Here is a 19,316-nt window from a genome sequence, read left to right as displayed (position 1 = left end):
AAATGACGGCACACTGATTCAAGCAGCTGTGGATAGTACTGCGAGCTTGTCGGCTTCCATGCCGCTATCGCATGTTCTTTGAGCGTTAGATCCGGATCCGGAATAACAAGTTCTTTGTCCACTTCCAGCTTGCTTCCAAGACCGTCACATGATGGGCAGGCGCCGAATGGACTGTTAAAGGAAAACAGACGCGGCTCCAGTTCACCGATGGAAAATCCGCAGTGCGGGCAGGCGTGATGCTGGCTGAAAAGAAGCTCCTCTTCTCCAATTACGTCAATTTTCGCCTGACCGTCGCCGAGACGAAGAGCCGTTTCCAGCGAATCGGCAAGTCTTGTTTCTACGTCCGGTTTAATAACGATACGGTCTATCACAGCTTCGATGCTGTGCTTTTTATTTTTTTCAAGCTTGATTTCATCACTTACTTCACGCATTTCACCGTCCACGCGGACGCGTACATATCCTTCTTTCTTAAGGTCCTCCAGTACTTTGACGTGCTCACCCTTGCGTCCTGAAATAAGCGGGGACAGAATCTGCATTTTTGTCCGCTCCGGGTAGGCCATCATTCGGTCTACCATCTGCTGGATCGTCTGCGAGGCAATTTCAATGCCGTGATTGGGACAGACCGGACGTCCGATGCGGGCGAAAAGCAGCCGCAGGTAATCATAGATCTCCGTTACTGTACCTACTGTTGAGCGTGGGTTTTTGCTCGTTGTTTTCTGGTCAATGGAAATGGCCGGAGAGAGCCCTTCTATAGAGTCCACGTCCGGCTTATCCATCTGCCCGAGAAACTGGCGGGCATAGGCGGAAAGGGACTCCACGTAACGTCTTTGTCCTTCCGCGTAAATAGTATCAAAGGCCAGGGAGGATTTCCCTGAGCCTGACAATCCTGTAAACACAATCAATTTATCTCTTGGGATCGTAATGTCCACGTTCTTTAGATTATGGGAGCGTGCGCCTTTTATTTGTAAATTTTCCAGTGCCATTCTATCTATCCTTCCGCTTTTAATTCAAGAACGAGGTCACGAAGCTCTGCGGCCCGTTCAAACTGCAGGTCTCTTGCTGCCTGCTTCATTTCTGCCTCAAGCTCATCTGCATATTTTCTTCGTTCGGTTTTGTTCATTTTCGAAAGCATAGGTACCTCTTCCACTTCTTCCCCATCTTCGGTCACTATAGTCGCCTTAATTAATGCCGGGATCGATTTCTGGATCGTTTTCGGCGTAATACCGTGCTCTTCATTATAAGCGAGCTGTATTTCGCGGCGTCTGTTTGTTTCCGAAATTGCGATATCCATGGATTTCGTTATACGGTCGGCATACATAATGACATGTCCGTTCGCATTCCGTGCAGCCCGTCCCATCGTCTGAATCAGTGAGCGTTCGGCACGCAGAAACCCTTCTTTGTCCGCATCGAGGATCGTCACGAGGGACACCTCCGGAATATCAAGACCTTCTCTTAATAGGTTAATGCCGATAAGCGCATCAAAATGGCCCATGCGCAGCTGCCGGACAATATCGATCCGGTCCAGCGTCTTAATATCGGAGTGCAGATATTTCACGCGGATGCCTACTTCTTTTAAATAGTCCGTCAGGTCTTCCGACATTTTTTTCGTAAGCGTCGTAACCAGCACGCGCTCATTTCTGGCGGCCCGTTCATTAATTTCGCCGATCAGGTCATCAATCTGTCCTTCAATCGGGCGAATATCGATCGTTGGATCAATTAAACCGGTCGGACGGATAATCTGTTCGATCATTTCCGGCGTATGCTCTTCTTCAAACGCACCAGGAGTCGCGGAAATAAACAGCGCCTGATTCACGCGCTCCTTAAATTCGTCAAACTTCAGCGGCCGGTTGTCCATAGCCGATGGCAGTCGGAAACCGTGATTAACAAGCACTTCTTTTCTCGCCCGGTCTCCGTTATACATGCCCCTTACCTGGGGCAGGGTGACGTGGGATTCATCCACAACCATCAGAAAATCTTCTGGAAAGAAATCAATCAGCGTGTACGGAGAGTCTCCCGGATTTCGGAACGTCAGGTGGCGGGAGTAGTTCTCGATCCCGGAGCAGAAGCCCATCTCCTGCATCATTTCGATGTCGTATCTTGTACGCTGTTCGAGCCGCTGAGCTTCCAGCAGTTTATCTTCGGAACGGAAAACAGCCAGCTGCTGTTCCAGCTCTTTTTCTATATTGACAATCGCTTTATTGAGCTTATCCTCTCTTGTTACGAAGTGGGAAGCCGGGAAAATCGCTACGTGGCTGCGTTCGCCGTTGATTTCACCCGTTAACGCATTCACTTCTGTAATACGGTCAATTTCATCCCCGAAAAACTCCACACGGATACACTGTTCGTCGCGCGAAGCAGGAAATATCTCTACAACATCGCCGCGCACGCGGAATGTTCCCCGTACAAAATTAATATCGTTACGATCGTACTGAATATCCACAAGCCTGCGCAGCAGTTCGTTGCGCTCCATTTCCATATCTTTGCGGAGCGAGAGCACAAGTTCACGGTAGTCTTCCGGGGACCCAAGTCCGTAAATACATGACACACTCGCTACAACAATGACATCTTCACGCTCAAACAAAGAGCTCGTAGCGGAATGACGCAGCTTATCGATTTCATCATTAATGCTGGCATCTTTTTCGATAAACATATCAGTCTGCGGAATATAGGCTTCCGGCTGGTAATAATCATAGTAACTGACAAAATACTCCACCGCGTTATTCGGGAAGAGTTCTTTAAATTCGCTGTAGAGCTGGCCCGCCAGCGTTTTATTATGGGCAATAACAAGAGTCGGCTTCTTAATATCCTGTACGACATTAGATACGGTAAACGTCTTTCCTGTTCCCGTAGCTCCAAGCAGTGTCTGATACTTTCTGCCTTCACGGAGCCCTTCACTTAATGCTTTTATGGCATTCGGCTGATCGCCTTCCGGCTTGTATCCCGATACTAATTCAAATGCTTGACTCATGATGCGCTCCGCCTCCATATTCCTAAATTATTCTATATCTCACGTCTATTAGTCTGCTCTATTATACCACATATGTGCTGTTTTCAAACGTGCTAATCGAATGCACGTTCGTTTTTTAAAGACGTAAAAGACCATCTTCGGCAGATGGTCTTTCGTCTCGTTCTATAAAGTATAAGCATCCTACTCTTGTTTGACAAGCAATAAGCCAAGCAGGTAATGTTCATTTGCATAAACCGCAATCTGCGTATAGCGGAGCTCCTGATTCAGGTCGACGACGCCGATTTTACTGTAGGCAGAATTGAGCTGAATCGCCTGGTACAGTTCATTCTCGTTCGTTACAGTACGTCCGTTTACTCTCGTAATAATTTCCCCCGGTTTAATATCCATCTTCTCAGCCGGTGAGTAAGGAAGGATACCGGCAACACGGAGGCCTCGGTCCGGCACGGTATAAATCGGACGACTTGATGTTTCCCGGCGTTTCTGAGACCACGTAATCCATTCTCTTCCGAGAAGAGCTGCGGCTGCGGCTGAAGCAAGGTATACCGGATAGTCAACAAAGTAGCCTGCGCCTGCAGCAACGGCGAGTATCAGGCCCCATAGAAGTACCTTCCCGCCGGTGCGGCGGACGGCCTCCTGTGGAACGCTGCCGGTAATATTCAGCTTAAGAGCGGCAGCAAACGGGAACAGCAGCAGGGAGAGACTGGTTCCTTCTATTGGAAACAGCGGCCACCAGCCTGCAGCCTGCAGCGCGTCTCCCGGCACAAGAATAAATGCAGGCAGCAGCCATACACGCTTTAAACGGTGGGCTCCCTGCCACTTCCCACGTGGTGTTTTGAATAAATAGGGAGATGTATGATGCCGCTTCGTTCGAAGCAGAAGCAGTCCCTCTCCCAGAACGAGCAGCGCTGTCAGTACCAGCACCGGACGAAGGTCCGCTGCTTCCAACGATGATATCACGCCGCCCCAGAAGCCGCCCGCCGGATTCCAGAGAAGAGGAACCACGTATGCGGCTATAAGACTCAGTCCAAGCACATGAGCCGGTGTGGCAAAGCGCAGGAGACCCGTTACGATAAATAGAATCCACAACAGACCTGCCAAAATGAGTACTTCCAGCGGTACAAAAAGGCCCGATACGATAATAAGCACTGATACAATCAAACCGTAAAGGATCCCCGGCCCGACAGAAACAAGCACATCGTAAAGCGGCGGGTACAGCCTCGTTTTAAAATCCTTCCGCTCCTGTTTCACTCTTTTGGAGCCGATTAAAAGCGCCGTTCCGATAATTACATATGTAAGAGGGTTGGCGAAAAACCAGCCAATCGCCCTCGCTATTTCCCATAACCACATTGTCCAGTCCAATGAAGCACCTTCCTTTCCTATCTTTTGCCTTAGTCGATAATAATTTCGTTTGTTTATTCATGATGAAAAGCACAGGCAGGACACCTCCTGCCTGCGGTTCTCTTATTCAGATGACTGTTCAGCCGCTACCTCGAGGGCTCGTTCGAGCTGGCCGTCGTTTTCCGGATCGCGGATATTTTCGAGCAGAGCCTGATTCAGCACTTCTGCTGTATCTTCATCAATAATGCCGCTCGCTTCCAGATCCTGTTCTTCCTGGAAGGCCTGTACGGCCGACTCGGTTTCTTCATTAAAATATCCGTCCGAGCGTCCCGGCTCGTAGCCAAGTCCCTCAAGCATAGACTGGGCGGTTTCGATTTCTTCGCCTACCTGATCTAGTTCGAGCGGATTTTCCGGATCAAGCGCAGCAGACGTAAAGTAAGCAGGCTGCTCGACTTCGATCGTTGGCTCTACGCCTTCCCCGTCAATCCAGTTGCCGTCAGGAGTGAGCCATTTAAACATAGACAGCTTCAGCTGACTGCCGTCTCCGAGCTCCATCGACTGCTGGACGGTTCCTTTTCCGTACGTTGTCTGGCCGACCAGATCATAGCCGCCGGCTTCTTTTAAGGCTCCGGCCAGAATTTCAGAAGCAGAAACGCTTCCTTCATCAATGACGCCGACAATAGGATAATCTTTCGGCTCGGAAAGACTGCTCGTAAATTCCTCTACCTGTTCATTACGGTCTTCTATCTGTACGAGCGGTTTATCACTAGCAATAACAAGCTCTCCGATTTCTTCAACGGCATTGAGAAAGCCGCCCGGGTTGCCGCGCACGTCAATAATGAGCGCTTCCATGCCTTCGTCTTCCAGCGAAGCGAGCTGTTCTTCAAATTCAGAAGCCGTGCTTTCTCCAAAAGAGGTTAAAGTTAAATGACCAACCTGCACGCCGTCTTCTTCTATGATTTCAGACTGAACGGTTTCTACAGGAATCTCATCACGTTCCACGACAACATCAAAAGGTTCGCTGCTGCCTGAACGCTGCACGGTAAGCGTTACTTCGGTTCCCTGTTCGCCGCGGATGCGGAGCACCGTTTCGTTAAGAGTTTCCCCTTCCGTTGACTCACCGTCTACTTCCAGTACCTGGTCATTTGGCTGAAGTCCAGCCTGCTCCGCCGGGGAGTCCCTGAATGGGGCCACAATCGTGACCGTATTATCTACAAGGCTGACCTCTGCACCGATTCCTTCAAATGAGGATTCCAGTGACTGCGTGAATTCGTCCGCCATTTCCTGATTCATGTAAGAGGAATGGGGATCGCCGAGCTCTTCGATCATCCCCTCCATCGCTCCTTCCATCAGCTGGCCGGAGTTTACTTCATCCATATAATCTTCACTGATCGTGTTATACACCTGCTCAAACCGCTCCATATCTTCCATATGTTCATTTCCGGTAGAAGCCTGATCGGCACTGCCGGACGTGCCGGAATCAAATGGAGAATCAAAACCTGACAGGTTGGCGCCTATGACGACGCCCCCTGTTCCCGCGATCAGCGCAGCGCTTGTAAGCGCCGCGGCTGCTTTTTTATTCCATGCCATATATAATCCACTCCATTATGTGCTGTGGGTACTGGTTGTGCAGTATTCGTTCCGGTCGGCCTATGTATCCTCCATTACGATAAATATACTTCTTTTATTCTAGCATGAAAGAAGCACGTAACAAATGAAAATCTCCCTATTTTCCAGATATCTGCCTGCGGGGCATATGCTAAAATAGGCATACTATCTATTATTATCGAAAGGCGGTATCTATCATGCATCACGTTTATATGGATTATAATGCCAGCACACCGCTTTCCCCCAATGTAAAAAATGTTCTCTCCTACTGGATGGATCGTTCCTACGGCAACCCTTCCGCCTCCCACTGGGCCGGAAAAGAAGCTAAACAGGCAGTAGAGACCGCGCGGACCCGGTTGGCTGCCTTTATTGGAGCCGAACCTGAGGAAGTTATATTTACGAGCGGAGGAACAGAATCCAATAATTATGTGTTAAAAGGGGTGTATGAGAACTGCGGAAATAAGCCGTGCCACATCATTACAACAACGATCGAGCACCCCGCGGTACTGGAGCCGTGCCGCTATCTGGAGAAAATGGGAGCCTCCGTTACTTATATTGGCACAGATTCCTACGGCCGTGTTAATCCGCTTGATATTGAAGCTGCCATTACCAGGGACACAGCACTCATATCTGTTATGCACGCAAACAATGAGACGGGAACACTTCAGCCGATCGAAGAAATCAGCGAAGTGACACGCCGTTTCAGCATACCGTTTCACACCGATGCCTCCCAGTCTCTTGGCAAAGTACCAGTAAATGTGGATGAGCTGGGCGTCGATTTTTTGACGATTGCCGGTCATAAAGTGTATGCCCCAAAAGGAATAGGAGCGCTCTATATGCGAAAAACGGATGCACTTCCTCCGCTTCTGCACGGCGCCTCCCATGAATCGGGACGCAGGGCAGGTACGGAAAATGTTCTGTTTACCGCTGCACTCGGTGAAGCCTGCATGGATGCAGCGTCCATTGATATGACTGCTGTAAAAAGACGGCGCGATTTATTCTGGGAGCTGCTCCAGCAGAATTTCCCGCTCCGGGTCCACCGCAACGGGCATCCAGTTCACACGCTTCCCAATACGCTGCACGTCCGCTTTACTGGTATTACCGGAGAGGACCTGCTAAAGCAGATGCCATTTCTCGCTGCTTCTACCGGCGCTGCCTGCCACAGCGGCTCGGTGGAATTATCCGCGACGCTCCAGGCGCTTGGGCTGACAGAGCAGGAAGGGGCAGGATCCGTAAGGTTCAGCCTTGGTTCCTACAGTACGGATGAAGATGTGTTCGCCGTTATCGAAGCACTCAAGACGATTCTCACCTAATAAAAAAGCTCCGGCAGGCCATCCAGGCTGCCGGAGCTTTCTGTTTAAAAATCAACATATTTACGTGGATTTACGGATCGTGACTTTTTGGTATCCCAGGAGCCTTCATGAATTTCAAAATGAAGGTGAGGTCCTCTCGAAGCTCCCGTATTTCCCATCAGACCGAGCTTCTCCCGCTGGGCTACGGTCTGTCCGCCTGCAACATCGATAGACGCAAGGTGGGCATAGAGCGTCATCATCTCACGGCCGTTCATTTTGTGAGATACCATCACGGTGTTGCCGTATCCGTTGCGGTATTTGGCTTCTACTACCGTGCCGGCTGCGGCCGCTGTAACAGGAACATTCATACGCCCGCCCCGGCCGATATCAATCCCGTGATGCATACGACCGTTTCGCGGTCCATATTCTGAGGTGATCCGGCCGGTTGCCGGGCGGATAAATCCGGAGGACACTGTTGCTGGTACAGGCGCAGCCAGTGTTGGGATCGAAACGGCCGAGGCCGAAAATAGTGCCGCTTCTGTTTTCACATGCTCTGCCGGCACCGGCGGAAGAACGATAACCTTTTTCCCTTCGGCCGGCTCTGCGCTGACAAATAGACAGACCACTGCGGCAGCAAGACAGATCCGTCTCTTATGTGATGCTGTGTTTTTTAACAGAGCACTCGTTTTAAAGCATAGATTTCGTTTTTCCATGCAGTCACTTCCTATTTTTTTCTGGACGAAGGAACGATGGCCATACTAAATACGCCGCTCGTCTTACATAGCGCCTCACCTCTTTTTTTATACATGCAGCATTGGGTTTCATACGGAAAAGAATACGCGTGGTAAAGCAGGGGGGAGAAAGAGGAGGAAAAGATCAGGTATAAATACCCTGTATACAAACAAAAAAAGAAGGAGAGCGGTCTCTCCATCCTTCACTTGTTACTTATATACTACTGTTCAGCGACCCAGGTTGCAACACTTTCTGCTTCTGCGCCTTCTAATAAATTAGCCGGCATGCCGTCGCCGCCGTTTTCGATCATCGTAAGCACGTGACCTTCATCAAGGTCACCCTCGAGAGATGGACCATTATTGCCTTCCAGGTTTTCCCCGTGACAGGTCGCACAGCTTTGCTGATAAAGCTGTTCCGGAGCCGCTGTCGTGTCTTCTTCTTCCCCGCCGCCTCCGCCACAGGCGGCAAGCATAAACATCGAGCCTCCTGCCACTGCTAGAAATGCTTTTTTCATCTTAATACCCCTCTCTATTCAATTGTTCTAATGCTTTCTTTATACCCTGCTTTATTATAATAAAAACGCAGGGCACCTTCATGAATTAATAAGCGCTGACCGCTCCGCCTTCGACGAGAAGGATTTGGCCGGTTGTATAAGAGTTTGCCGGAGAGCCGAGAAAGACAACCTGTCTCGCGAATTCGTCCGGCAGGCCGAAACGTCCGAGTGGAATCGCCGCTTCGCTCTTTTCCTTTACTTCTTCAAAAGGAACACCCTGTCGTTCAGCATTTTTTTCAAGCAGGCTTGTCATCCGGCCCGTTTCTATTTTCCCCGGACCGACGGTGTTAATTTGCCGTGCGGGGCAAATTCGATAGCCAGACTTTTGGAAAAGCCGGCAATGCCGGAGCGGAACGTATTGGACAAAAGCAAATGGTCCACCGGCTGTTTAATAGAGGAAGAAGCGACATTCACAATCCGTCCCCTGCTTTTCTTCAACAGCGGAAGGGCAGCCCGTATCGCACGGATATAGCTGAACAGTGTTAATTCAAACGCGTACTGCCAGTCTTCGTCTTCCATATCTTCGAAGTCGCCTGCAGGCGGTCCGCCGGTATTATTAACCAGCACGTCAATACCGCCGAGCTTATTCTCCGCTTCTATCATCAGCTGCTTGATGTCATCCGGCCTGGTTACATCACACACCTGCCAGTATACGGACCCTTCACCTTTTATTGCGTTGGCTGCTTCATCCAGGCTGTCTTCGGTGCGCCCGGCAAGCATGACGTTTGCGCCTTCTTCCGCATACAAAGATGCCGTTGCAAATCCAAGACCTTTGCTTGAAGCCAGTACGACTACGGCTTTTCCTTTCAGTCCTAAATCCATAAGCTTCGTCCTCCTTTATGCTTTCATGCTGTAACGCAGGTATTCATCAATAAAGGGATCTATTTTTCCGTCCATCACGCCGCCGGTGTTGCCGACTTCAAAATTGGTGCGGTGGTCTTTAACCATATTATACGGGTGGAACACATACGAACGGATCTGGCTGCCCCAGCCGATTTCCATCTGTTCGCCGCGGATTTCATCGATTTCCTCCTGCTGTTCGTTCAGCTTCAGCTGATACAGCTTGGCTTTGAGCATTTTCATCGCCTGCTCGCGGTTTTTAATCTGCGAGCGCTCGTTCTGGCAGGTGACGACTGCGTTCGTCGGCAGATGGGTAATACGGACGGCAGAATCGGTCGTGTTGACGTGCTGGCCGCCTGCTCCGCTTGCCCGGTACGTATCTATTTTTAAATCTTCAGTGTTAATTTCAATTTCTACGTCATCATCCATTTCCGGCATCACTTCACAGGACACAAATGATGTATGGCGGCGTCCGGAGGAATCGAACGGTGAAATCCGTACGAGACGGTGCACGCCCTTTTCTGCTTTCAGATAGCCGTAGGCGTTACGTCCTTTGATAAGAAGCGTCACGCTCTTCACGCCGGCTTCATCACCAGGCTGGTAGTCGAGCATATCGACGGAAAAGCCGCGCAGATCCGCCCAGCGCTTGTACATCCGAAGCAGCATGGAGGCCCAGTCCTGGGACTCGGTGCCGCCGGCTCCGGGATGCAGCTCCAGGATCGCGTTGTTTTTGTCATATGGTTCGTTTAAAAGCATCTGCAGCTCATAATCATTAATCGCCCGGCGCACGGCATTCATGCCGTCGTCGAGATCTTTTTTTAATTCTTCTTCCGGCTCTTCTTTCACAAGCTCATAGGATACTTCCAGGTTTTCGAGCTCCTCTTCGATCTCTTTAAACCCGTTCACCGTTTCTTTTAAATTATTCACTTCATCGATCACTTTTTTGGAAGCATTTTGATCATCCCAGAAGCCCGGGTAGGTCATTTTTTCTTCCAGTTCTGCTATGCGCTCTTCTTTGGCAGCGAGGTCAAAGAGACCCCCTAAAGCCGTCGAGTACCTTGCTCATTTTTGATAATTCATTGCGAATGTCTGCGATTTCCATTGTAATTCCCCTTTTCTTCATCGTTGTTTCTGGAAAAGCCTGAAAAAAGAGGAGGAGACTCGTCCGCCTTTCCTCCTCTGCATTCTTTATTGGGCTTTCGTGTCTTCCTGGCCGTGGCAGTTTTTGTATTTTTTACCGCTGCCGCATGGGCAAGGATCATTTCTTCCCACATCATCCGTGTTCCGGGCCGGACGCTTTTTCGCAGCGTCCGAGCGGTCTGTTTCACCGTGCACTGCCTGATTCTGGGAAACCACTTCTTTACGCTCGAGGTTGTTGTTTACCTGAGCTTTCATTACATAGGTGGCTACTTCTTCTTCAATAGAAGCAATCATATCTTCAAACATATTGAAGCCTTCAAACTTGTACTCACGGAGCGGATCGTTCTGGCCGTATGCCCGCAGGTGAATCCCCTGGCGGAGCTGGTCCATCTGGTCAATGTGGTTCATCCATTTACGGTCCACTGCGCGCAGCATAATAACTTTTTCAAACTCGCGCATCGTTGGAGCGGAGAGTTCTTCTTCTTTTTGATCATACTTCGTCATAACAATGCTTTTGACTTTATCAATAATTTCTTCAGAGTCCAGTCCTTTGATGTCTTCGACTTTCAGATCATCCATGGAAAGCACCGTACCGCTCAAATAATGCGTCAAGCCTTCCAGATCCCAGTCTTCATGCACTTCATTTTCCGGCGTATACAGATGAACGGTCCGTTCAATAACCGTACCGATCATCGTTTTCACGATCGCGCTAAGGTTATCAGATTCGAGTACATCCATTCTCTGCTTATAGATCACGTCACGCTGTTCGCGCATAACGTCATCATACTGCAGTACCTGTTTACGGGCATCAAAGTTGGAGCCTTCCACCCGCTTCTGGGCCTGTTCCACTGCACGGCTGACAAGCTTGCTTTCAATCGGCTGATCTTCTTCCATACCGAGGCGGTCCATCATGCTTCGCATGTTATCGGATCCAAACCGGCGCATCAGCTCATCGTCCATAGACAGGAAGAACTGGGATGCACCCGGATCCCCCTGGCGTCCGGCACGTCCGCGCAGCTGATTGTCAATCCGGCGGCTTTCGTGACGCTCGGTACCAAGCACAAACAGGCCGCCGAGCTCGCGTACGCCGTCACCGAGCTTAATGTCGGTTCCGCGTCCGGCCATGTTCGTGGCAATCGTTACCGCAGAACGCTGACCGGCATTCTCAATAATTTTTGCTTCGTTTTCGTGGTTCTTTGCGTTCAGCACGTGATGCGGGACGCGGCGCTTCTGCAGGTGGTTGGCGACAAGCTCGGATGTTTCCACGCTTACCGTACCAACAAGCACCGGCTGACCGGTCTTGTACAGTTCTTCAATTTTATTCACGACCGCTTTGAACTTGCCGGCCTTGGATTTGAAAATAAGGTCCGGGCTGTCCGTCCGGTCGATCGGTTTATTTGTTGGGATCGACGTAACGCTCATACCATAAATGTTTTTGAGCTCTTCTTCTTCCGTTTTGGCTGTACCGGTCATCCCGGCAAGCTTCTGGTACATCCGGAAGTAGTTCTGGAACGTAATCGAGGCGAGCGTCATGCTCTCTTTCTGTACTTCCATTCCTTCTTTTGCCTCAATCGCCTGATGCAGGCCATCGCTGTAGCGGCGGCCTTTCATCAAACGGCCGGTAAACTGGTCAACGATAACGACATTGCCGTCTTCGATCACGTAGTCGGAATCGCGGTGCATTGCGACGCGCGCTTTAAAGTGCCTGGTTGATATGATGAATCAGCTGCACATGGCGCTGATCATACAGGTTTTCAATTTGAAAAGCAGACTCTGCTTTGTTTACGCCTTCCTCTGTAAGCTGAACGTTTTTTGTTTTTTCATCGTACGTATAGTCGGTGTCAAGTACAAGGCGGCGCACGAACGTATCCGCCGTCGCATACATTTTCGTAGACTGCTCCGCGGTTCCGGAAATAATCAGCGGCGTTCTCGCTTCATCAATTAAAATGGAGTCGACTTCATCGACAACGGCAAAGTGAAGCGGACGCTGCACCATCTGCTCTTTGTACAGAACCATGTTGTCCCGCAGATAGTCAAAGCCAAGCTCGTTGTTCGTGCTGTAGGTAATATCGTTATTATAGGCTTCGCGCTTCTCTTCTTTTGTCATTCCTTTTTGGTTCAGGCCGACGCTCAGGCCGAGAAATTCATACAGCGGCGCCATTGTTTCACTGTCACGGCGTGCAAGGTAATCGTTCACGGTAACAACGTGTACGCCTTTACCGGCAATGGAATTAAGATATACCGGCATAGTAGACACCAGGGTTTTACCTTCACCGGTTTTCATTTCAGCAATATTGCCGCGGTGCATAACAATCGCACCCATAATCTGTACGGGGAACGGCGTCATCTTTAATACACGGGTAGCCGCTTCCCGAACGACGGCATAGGCTTCCGGCAGAAGGTCGTCAAGCGACTTTCCATCTTCATAATCTTTTTTGAACTGCTCTGTCTTTGAGCGCAGTCCGTCATCACTAAGTTTTTTCATATCGTCAGCAAAGGATTCGACCGCTTCCACTGTTTTCTGCATTTTCTTTACGTGGCGCTGGTCAGTGTCTCCTATTACTTTTTTAAGCATGCCCATCATTACTTCATCATCGTCCTCTCTTCCCCTTCTGGGAAATAGAATCGATTGTTCCTATATGCTTCCTGCCACTGCTGGCAGCGGAAAATCGAGTACTCGTATCGATTGTTTATTTTTCTTCATACCTTATATTATTCTATCAGTTTCACTAGAAGCTTACAATTAAAAATGGGATGCAAAAAGGAGCCCCCGAAAGGACTCCTGCTTATGCGGACGCATACCTGCTGTCCGGCTGTTTATTTATTCAGGCTCAATCAGCCCGTATTTTCCATCTTTACGTTTGTAGACAACGCTTGTGTCTCCGTTGACCGCATTGGAGAAAACGAAGAAATTGTGGCCGAGCATATCCATCTGAAGAATAGCTTCTTCGGCATCCATCGGCTTCAAATTAAAGCGCTTCGTGCGGACGACATCGAGTTCATCCACCGTATCTTCAGGAAATTCTGCGTTGGATGGATCTCCATTCTGGGCCACCTGCTCCTGCAGGGATTCTATATTGTTGTTAAAAAGCTGTTTCACACTTCCATTTTGTCTGAATTTTCTGTTTACTTTTGTTTTGTATTTTCGGATCTGTCTTTCAAGCTTTTCCACTACGAGATCTACAGCTGCATACATATCAGCATGATTTTCTTCGGCACGCAGTAGAAGCTGCGGCATCGGAATCGTCACCTCAATGATGCTGTCACTGTTCTGTTTTTGAAGCTTTACGTGAACATCTGCTACGGGGGTGGTGTCAAAATACCTTTCTAGTTTGCTGACCTTTTTCTCCACATATGTTTTCAATGCGGGAGTCACCTCTAAGTTTTCACCACGAATGTTATAATTCACTAGTAAACTCCTCCTCTCGGTTGTTACTACACTTCTCTATTCCACTCTTATATACCTTCTTAAACGTAAAAGAAATTTTAAAAAAAGTGCGTTTATTTTTACAATAATCTGCTTTGGAACAAGGGCTCAGGACCTTTTACATAGAAAAAAGGCGCTTCTGGTCGAAGCGCCCGGTTTTTTTACAATCCCATGGAAATATATTTTGTTTCAAGAAAAGCTTCAATACCCTGGTGGCCGCCTTCCCGTTCGGTGCCGCTTTCCTTCCAGCCGCCAAACGGTGCCTGAGCAGCGGATGGTGCGCCGTCATTCCAGCCGACTATACCAAATTCCAAACCTTCGGCGACTTTCATGCCGCGGCTCATGCTTTCGGTAAAGAAGTAGGAAGCAAGGCCGAATGGAGAATCGTTGGCAAGGCGCACGCCTTCTTCATCGCTTGTGATTTTCTGAATCGGCGCGACCGGACCGAATGTTTCTTCGTTCATAATAACCATATCGTGGCTAATGTCCTTGAGAATGGTCGGATTGAAGAAATAAGCGCCGTCCTTCTCAAAGCCGTCGCCGCCCTGTACAACCGAAGCACCCTGTTCTACGGCGTCTTTTACGTGGCGGTCTACCTTTTCATAGCCTTCTTTGTTAATAAGCGGACCGATGTCTACTTTATCAAAGCCGTTGCCGACTTTCATCTCCGCTACTTTTTTCTGGAATTTCTCTATGAATTCGTCATAGATGCCTTCCTGTACGTAAACACGGTTCCCGCATACGCACGTCTGTCCGGCATTGCGGAATTTTGACGCAATCGTTCCGGTGACCGCTTTATCAATATCTGCATCATCGAGTACGATAATCGGAGCATGGCCGCCAAGCTCAAGCGAAAGCTTCTTCATCTGATCTGCGCCCTGCTTCATGAGAATCTTGCCGACTTCAGTGGAGCCGGTGAAGGTCACTTTGCGGACCGCTTTGTGGCTCATCATCGTTTCGCCGATTTCCGAGCCGCTCGAAGCGCTGATTAAATTAAACACGCCTTTTGGAAGTCCCGCTTCTTCGCAGATTTCTGCGAACTTAAATGCCGATAAAGGTGTATCTTCGGCAGGCTTCAAGACGACCGTGCAGCCAGCAGCGAGCGCCGGTGCTACTTTACGGGTCACCATCGCCTGCGGAAAGTTCCAGGGCGTAATCGCGCCTACAACGCCAACCGGCTGATGGATGACCATAATGCGTTTTTCCGTGGAGCTGGCCGGGATCGTTTCGCCGTATACGCGTTTCGCTTCTTCAGCAAACCATTCAATGAAGGAAGCCGCATATTCAATTTCTCCTTTTGCTTCATGCAGGGGCTTTCCCATTTCCTTTGTAATCAGTTCACCAAGCTCGTCTTTCTTTTCAAGCATGAGCTGGTGGATTTTCTTCATATATTTAGCCCGTTCGCCTGCCGTCGTTTTCGACCAGGTTTTAAAAGCTTCATTCGCTGCTTCAATGGCTTCATTTGTTTCTTTGCTGCCGCCGTTCGCCGCCGTTCCGATCTTCTCACCTGTACCGGGGTCAAGCACGTCAATACGTTCTTTGGAGCCGTCTTTCCATTCACCGTTGATGTAAAGTTTACTATCCAATACGGACACTCCTTTTTGAATCACGTTTTTTCATTCTTTATCACATGTATTCTATACCCAAATTGATGGAAGTTTATTCCGAAAAAGCTTCAATTTCATGCAATGAATGCCGTACTTGACGTACGGACATCGGAACAGCACGCTGTCAGGCGATTCTTTTAAGAAAAGAAAAATACGTAGGACCGGCTGCCCGCTATACTAAAAACCAGCAGCTCCTCTATATCCCTCCGGTTACATAGATTATTCCTCTTTCTGGTTTAACAAACCGTCCACTAACAGCTTCCAGCGCTGAAAAACCGGAAGCAGCACCGTGCTCAGATACACCATCTTTTCGCTGCGGTTCTTTTCTTCCAGCGCGTTCCCCGCTTTTGCTGCCGCATCGTAGAACTGCTTTAATACCTGCTGATGTTCTTCACGCTCCGAGACAATATGCGCCATCGTCATATTCTCCGGTGAATAGGGCAGCACGCTGTCGAGCATCTGCAGCAGAAGGCGGTCCCCGCTTTCTTCGAATCCTTCCCGGTAGAAATACGCGACCGAACTGAACCCATCCTCTAATGTATCAAGCAGATCGGAGTAGCGGGCCAGAAAATCCAGCTCCGCCTGTTCTAATGATTTCGCCACCTCTAATACCCCCTTTTTCTTAACACTACCACGCTTTCTGCCTGAAAAAAACGCAAAAAACCTGCTCCGGAACCGGGACAGGTTTTTCGTGTGTTTAAAATATAGGCGGGCGCTTTCGGCAGGTCATGCCTCAGCTAAAGAGGAAAGAGCCCTCTTTATCTTCACCGATGACTGTTCTGCCTGAGTCGCCGCCTGTTTGTTTTTTTATGCTTTTGTTAATTCTTCTGGTCAAAGAATACACCATCGGATGCAGGTTCGGCGTATGGATTCTGGTACAGCTTGTTGGACTGCTTTTTCGCTTTAAGCTGCTGTACATCTTTCTTCCAGCTTGCCAGTACTCGTTCCATCCGGGCATCAATGACCTGATTCATTTTGGTCATCTCTTCACCGAGCTTTTGCTCTTCTGCTGTAAACGTTCCAGCTGTAGAGGCTTCGGCAAGAAGGGCATCGCGTTTGGACAAATGTTCGTTCACGCGCTCTAAGTAAGCTTCGCGGTCAGCTTCTCCTTTAGGAGCCTCACCGGTAACTAAGTCGTGGAGCTGCTTTGTTTCTTCATATAAAGCCTTAATCATGCCTGGCCACCGCTGCCGAAACGCTGCTGGCGGTCGAGCTTCATAACTTCCTTCCACGTATCACGGAAGTCGGTTACAAGCCCGGCTGCTTCCTGAAGCGCCTGCGGATCATTATTGACGTTAGCATCCTTCAGACGGGATAAAATAAAATCATACAGCTGCATCATATTTTTGCCCACATCGCTGTCTGTTCTGAGTGTAATCATGAGCTCTCGGATAATGTCCTGAGCTTTCATAATAAATGTATGACGTTCTTCAGGATCTTTCGCTTCGATAGCGGTCTCTGCCCGGCTGATAAATTTCAGGCAGCCATTATACAGCAGCAGCGTTAAATCGCCTTTGGATGCCGTCTGCACCGACTGGCTTTTATATGCCTGCGAGGGTGCATTTAATGGTGGTGTCGTTGGCTTTGCTTCCCTTGGCATCGTACTTAAAGATGCAAGCGGCCGAGCCGTTCCCGCAGCTTGCATATTTTTTTTATAAAGGTCCTGCGCTTGATTAAATGCCATATGTGCTGTCCTCCCAGACGAAGTACTGTTTTATTATTGGTTGTTAAAGAACATCGAATAGATCATATCGGATTGGCTGTTTGCCGCAGACATTGCTTTTTCCATCGCGCTGAACTGCCTCCAGTAGCGGTCTTCAATCATTGTCAGCTTACGCTCAAAGTCACTGATGCGACTGTCCGTATTCGTCAGCTCCCGACCGAGCGTGAACTGGTTATTCTGGACCTTTCCCTTTAAGCCGCCGGCACGCTCGGCAATCTGTGTGATTGCGGTATCGAGGCTGTCACGCATGCGACGGGCGACGCCCTGCTCGTTCTTCGTCTCACCGTTAGCAGCAAATACGTTGAATACACCTTCAGGATCCGATTCAATCGCAGCACGGAGCTTTGTTTCATCGATCTCCAGTTTACCGCCATCCATGTAATTGCTTGTTGTTGTAATGCCTAGTGCCGTTAGGTTACCGAAGGAAGAGCCGCTGACCGAACCGTAAAGATCGTTTCGGATCGTCGTCATCGCATTGCTAATGATACGGTCGTTCCGGATCATGCCGCTTTGGGCCAATTTATCCCACTTCTCGATTTCCGACTCGCTCAGCTCTGCTCGCTGCTCATCAGTAAGTGGCGGATAATCGCGGTTTACGGTTTCCTTCAGCTTGCCGTTGATCGTCTCCAGCATTTTATTGTATTCATCCACAAAGCCTTTGACCGTATCAAACACGCTGTCTGTATTAACGGTGGAAGAAAGTGTCACCGCTCCCTCTGACGCGGTAAATGTATCCTTTAATGTCATCGTCATGCCGTTAACGGTAAACGTGTTGGATGTACGTTCTGTTTCCAGTCCGTTCAGCGTAAATTTTGCATTTGATCCATCATTATAGTTGGCACTTCCGAGCCCAAGCGTATTTTGAAAAAAATTCCCCTCAAATGTCATTTCCGGGCCATCCGGATTAAATTTCCCGGTTTCGGAACGGTTCATAGAAATATTGCCGGTAAACTGGTCATAAAAGCCCTGCACACCAACTTTGGAATTACGGACCGCCGTCATCACCTGATCCAGCGACTGTCCACTCTGAATAATAAATTGTTCTTTCACTTCTTTGCCTTCGGCGTTAAAGGTTGAAATAGCCCCGGTTTCATACTGCTGGGTATAGTTCACCTCTACTGCTTCCGTAGTAGCTTCCGCCAGACGAATCTGACCGGTCGCACTGTTTAAGTATGCCTCTCCTGCCTGTAGTGTCTGGTCAGGATCAGTCACAATTGTTAATGGTCCTCCCCCACCTACACGTATATCAAGCGTCGCTGGATCTATAGAACCTTTACCTAAAGAAAAAGTAGATTGGGCTGCGGTTGGAGTAAACGTTTGTGAAGCACCAGTCGTAAAATAATCCACTGTCACATCGCCACTAGCCGGAGCTTTGCCAAATTCCAAATCCATACTGCTGCCGTCACCGGCAAAAGTAACCCGGACCTGATTAGCTGAAAGCGGACCGTCTCCGGTTACTACTTCGTAGTTTTGGTTTTTTCCTTTTATGATCATGTCGCCGGCGACGTCTGTTTTCAGATTATCTTTTGATACCGTAAATGTGGTCTGAGATCCATTAGCGCGCAGTGTCTCTTTCTGTGTAACACCGGACTTCCATTCCGGTGCATTGACCGCATAGCTTTGTGAACCTAAACTGGCAGTGCTTTTAAAAGTCGTATCTCCCACGCGCGAAGAAGTAGTTAATGAAGCTGCTTTTGCGAGCTCCCGCACTTCACTGAGCTGATAGCTGGAGTTACCGGCTTCTGAGTTGGCCGTTGCTGTTACTCGGGCATCATTGGTGGAGCCTGCCGTACGGGCCTGCATCTGTGCTCTCCTCATCACCGTATCAAAGGTGCTCGTCCGGAAGTCGTTGAACATACGGTTTACGCTGCGGTATTCTTCCATTTGATAGCCAATCGTTGTTTTCTTCTGTGTGAGCTTATCCATCGGCATACGCTCAGCGCGCATGAGATCCTTTACCATTTGATTAATATCCATCCCGGAGCCAAAGCCGGTAACCCGGTTCATCGCCATCTGTTTTCATCCTCTCGTTCTCGTACTCTACTTTCTTTATCGGTATATTTTTAAATTAATAAAGTTTTATTAATT

13 protein-coding genes and 3 pseudogenes are annotated in these 19,316 nt (G+C 49.1%); 1 reads left to right on the top strand and 15 read right to left on the bottom strand.

Annotation, left to right across the window (positions count from 1 at the left end):
- The 4 genes and pseudogenes from MMY81_RS28970 to MMY81_RS28955 form a co-directional block, all read right to left on the bottom strand.
- A pseudogene (locus MMY81_RS28970) lies at nucleotides 1-983 on the bottom strand (excinuclease ABC subunit UvrA); the annotation flags it as partial.
- Between the two features lie 5 nt (nucleotides 984-988).
- A complete protein-coding gene (gene uvrB, locus MMY81_RS28965; RefSeq protein ID WP_252315548.1) occupies nucleotides 989-2,968 on the bottom strand; it encodes an excinuclease ABC subunit UvrB in 1,980 nt (659 codons plus the stop codon).
- 180 nt (nucleotides 2,969-3,148) lie between these two features.
- Nucleotides 3,149-4,327, bottom strand: coding sequence for a PDZ domain-containing protein (locus MMY81_RS28960; protein ID WP_252315547.1), 1,179 nt, complete (start codon nucleotides 4,325-4,327; stop codon nucleotides 3,149-3,151).
- Nucleotides 4,328-4,429: 102 nt separating this feature from the next.
- On the bottom strand, nucleotides 4,430-5,896 hold the full coding sequence (locus tag MMY81_RS28955; RefSeq protein WP_252315546.1) for a S41 family peptidase: 1,467 nt from the start codon (nucleotides 5,894-5,896) through the stop codon (nucleotides 4,430-4,432).
- Nucleotides 5,897-6,111: 215 nt separating this feature from the next.
- Between MMY81_RS28955 and MMY81_RS28950 the strand changes: the two genes are divergently transcribed.
- Nucleotides 6,112-7,227 carry a cysteine desulfurase family protein gene (locus MMY81_RS28950; protein WP_252315545.1) on the top strand — a complete coding sequence of 372 codons (1,116 nt, stop codon included), beginning with the start codon at nucleotides 6,112-6,114 and terminating at the stop codon, nucleotides 7,225-7,227.
- 44 nt (nucleotides 7,228-7,271) lie between these two features.
- On the opposite strand, the gene MMY81_RS28945 is transcribed toward MMY81_RS28950, so the two are convergent.
- The 11 genes and pseudogenes from MMY81_RS28945 to fliD all read right to left on the bottom strand — a co-directional run bounded on the left by MMY81_RS28945 (nucleotide 7,272) and on the right by fliD (nucleotide 19,241).
- Nucleotides 7,272-7,919: a M23 family metallopeptidase gene (locus MMY81_RS28945; RefSeq protein WP_252315544.1), complete on the bottom strand. Its 648-nt coding sequence runs from the start codon at nucleotides 7,917-7,919 to the stop codon at nucleotides 7,272-7,274.
- Between the two features lie 239 nt (nucleotides 7,920-8,158).
- Nucleotides 8,159-8,452: a c-type cytochrome gene (locus MMY81_RS28940; RefSeq protein ID WP_252315543.1), complete on the bottom strand. Its 294-nt coding sequence runs from the start codon at nucleotides 8,450-8,452 to the stop codon at nucleotides 8,159-8,161.
- An 85-nt stretch (nucleotides 8,453-8,537) separates the two neighbouring features.
- Nucleotides 8,538-9,313, bottom strand: a pseudogene (locus MMY81_RS28935) (SDR family oxidoreductase).
- 15 nt (nucleotides 9,314-9,328) lie between these two features.
- Nucleotides 9,329-10,433 (bottom strand): peptide chain release factor 2 gene (gene prfB / locus MMY81_RS28930; RefSeq protein WP_252315542.1). Its coding sequence is split into 2 segments (ribosomal slippage): nucleotides 9,329-10,360 and nucleotides 10,362-10,433, totalling 1,104 coding nucleotides; the frame shifts between segments, so codons are not numbered across the junction.
- Between the two features lie 86 nt (nucleotides 10,434-10,519).
- Nucleotides 10,520-13,055: pseudogene (secA, locus tag MMY81_RS28925) on the bottom strand (preprotein translocase subunit SecA).
- Between the two features lie 237 nt (nucleotides 13,056-13,292).
- Nucleotides 13,293-13,880, bottom strand: coding sequence for a ribosome hibernation-promoting factor, HPF/YfiA family (gene hpf / locus MMY81_RS28920; RefSeq protein WP_252315541.1), 588 nt, complete (start codon nucleotides 13,878-13,880; stop codon nucleotides 13,293-13,295).
- A gap of 179 nt (nucleotides 13,881-14,059) precedes the next feature.
- Nucleotides 14,060-15,484, bottom strand: coding sequence for an NAD-dependent succinate-semialdehyde dehydrogenase (locus tag MMY81_RS28915; protein WP_252315540.1), 1,425 nt, complete (start codon nucleotides 15,482-15,484; stop codon nucleotides 14,060-14,062).
- A gap of 240 nt (nucleotides 15,485-15,724) precedes the next feature.
- Nucleotides 15,725-16,108 carry a DUF8042 domain-containing protein gene (locus MMY81_RS28910; RefSeq protein ID WP_252315539.1) on the bottom strand — a complete coding sequence of 128 codons (384 nt, stop codon included), beginning with the start codon at nucleotides 16,106-16,108 and terminating at the stop codon, nucleotides 15,725-15,727.
- 215 nt (nucleotides 16,109-16,323) lie between these two features.
- Nucleotides 16,324-16,680 (bottom strand): flagellar protein FliT, encoded by a 357-nt coding sequence (gene fliT, locus MMY81_RS28905; protein WP_252315538.1) that lies wholly within the window; start codon nucleotides 16,678-16,680, stop codon nucleotides 16,324-16,326.
- The gene (gene fliS, locus MMY81_RS28900) at nucleotides 16,677-17,189 is read right to left on the bottom strand and encodes a flagellar export chaperone FliS (RefSeq protein WP_308215521.1); all 513 of its coding nucleotides are present in this window, start codon (nucleotides 17,187-17,189) and stop codon (nucleotides 16,677-16,679) included. The genes fliT and fliS overlap by 4 nt, the downstream gene beginning before the upstream one ends.
- Nucleotides 17,190-17,222: 33 nt before the next feature.
- Nucleotides 17,223-19,241: a flagellar filament capping protein FliD gene (gene fliD / locus MMY81_RS28895; protein ID WP_252315537.1), complete on the bottom strand. Its 2,019-nt coding sequence runs from the start codon at nucleotides 19,239-19,241 to the stop codon at nucleotides 17,223-17,225.
- Nucleotides 19,242-19,316: the final 75 nt, after the last annotated feature.

The organism is Sinobaca sp. H24, assembly GCF_023845525.1.
This window is presented reverse-complemented; position numbering and strand designations above follow the sequence as displayed.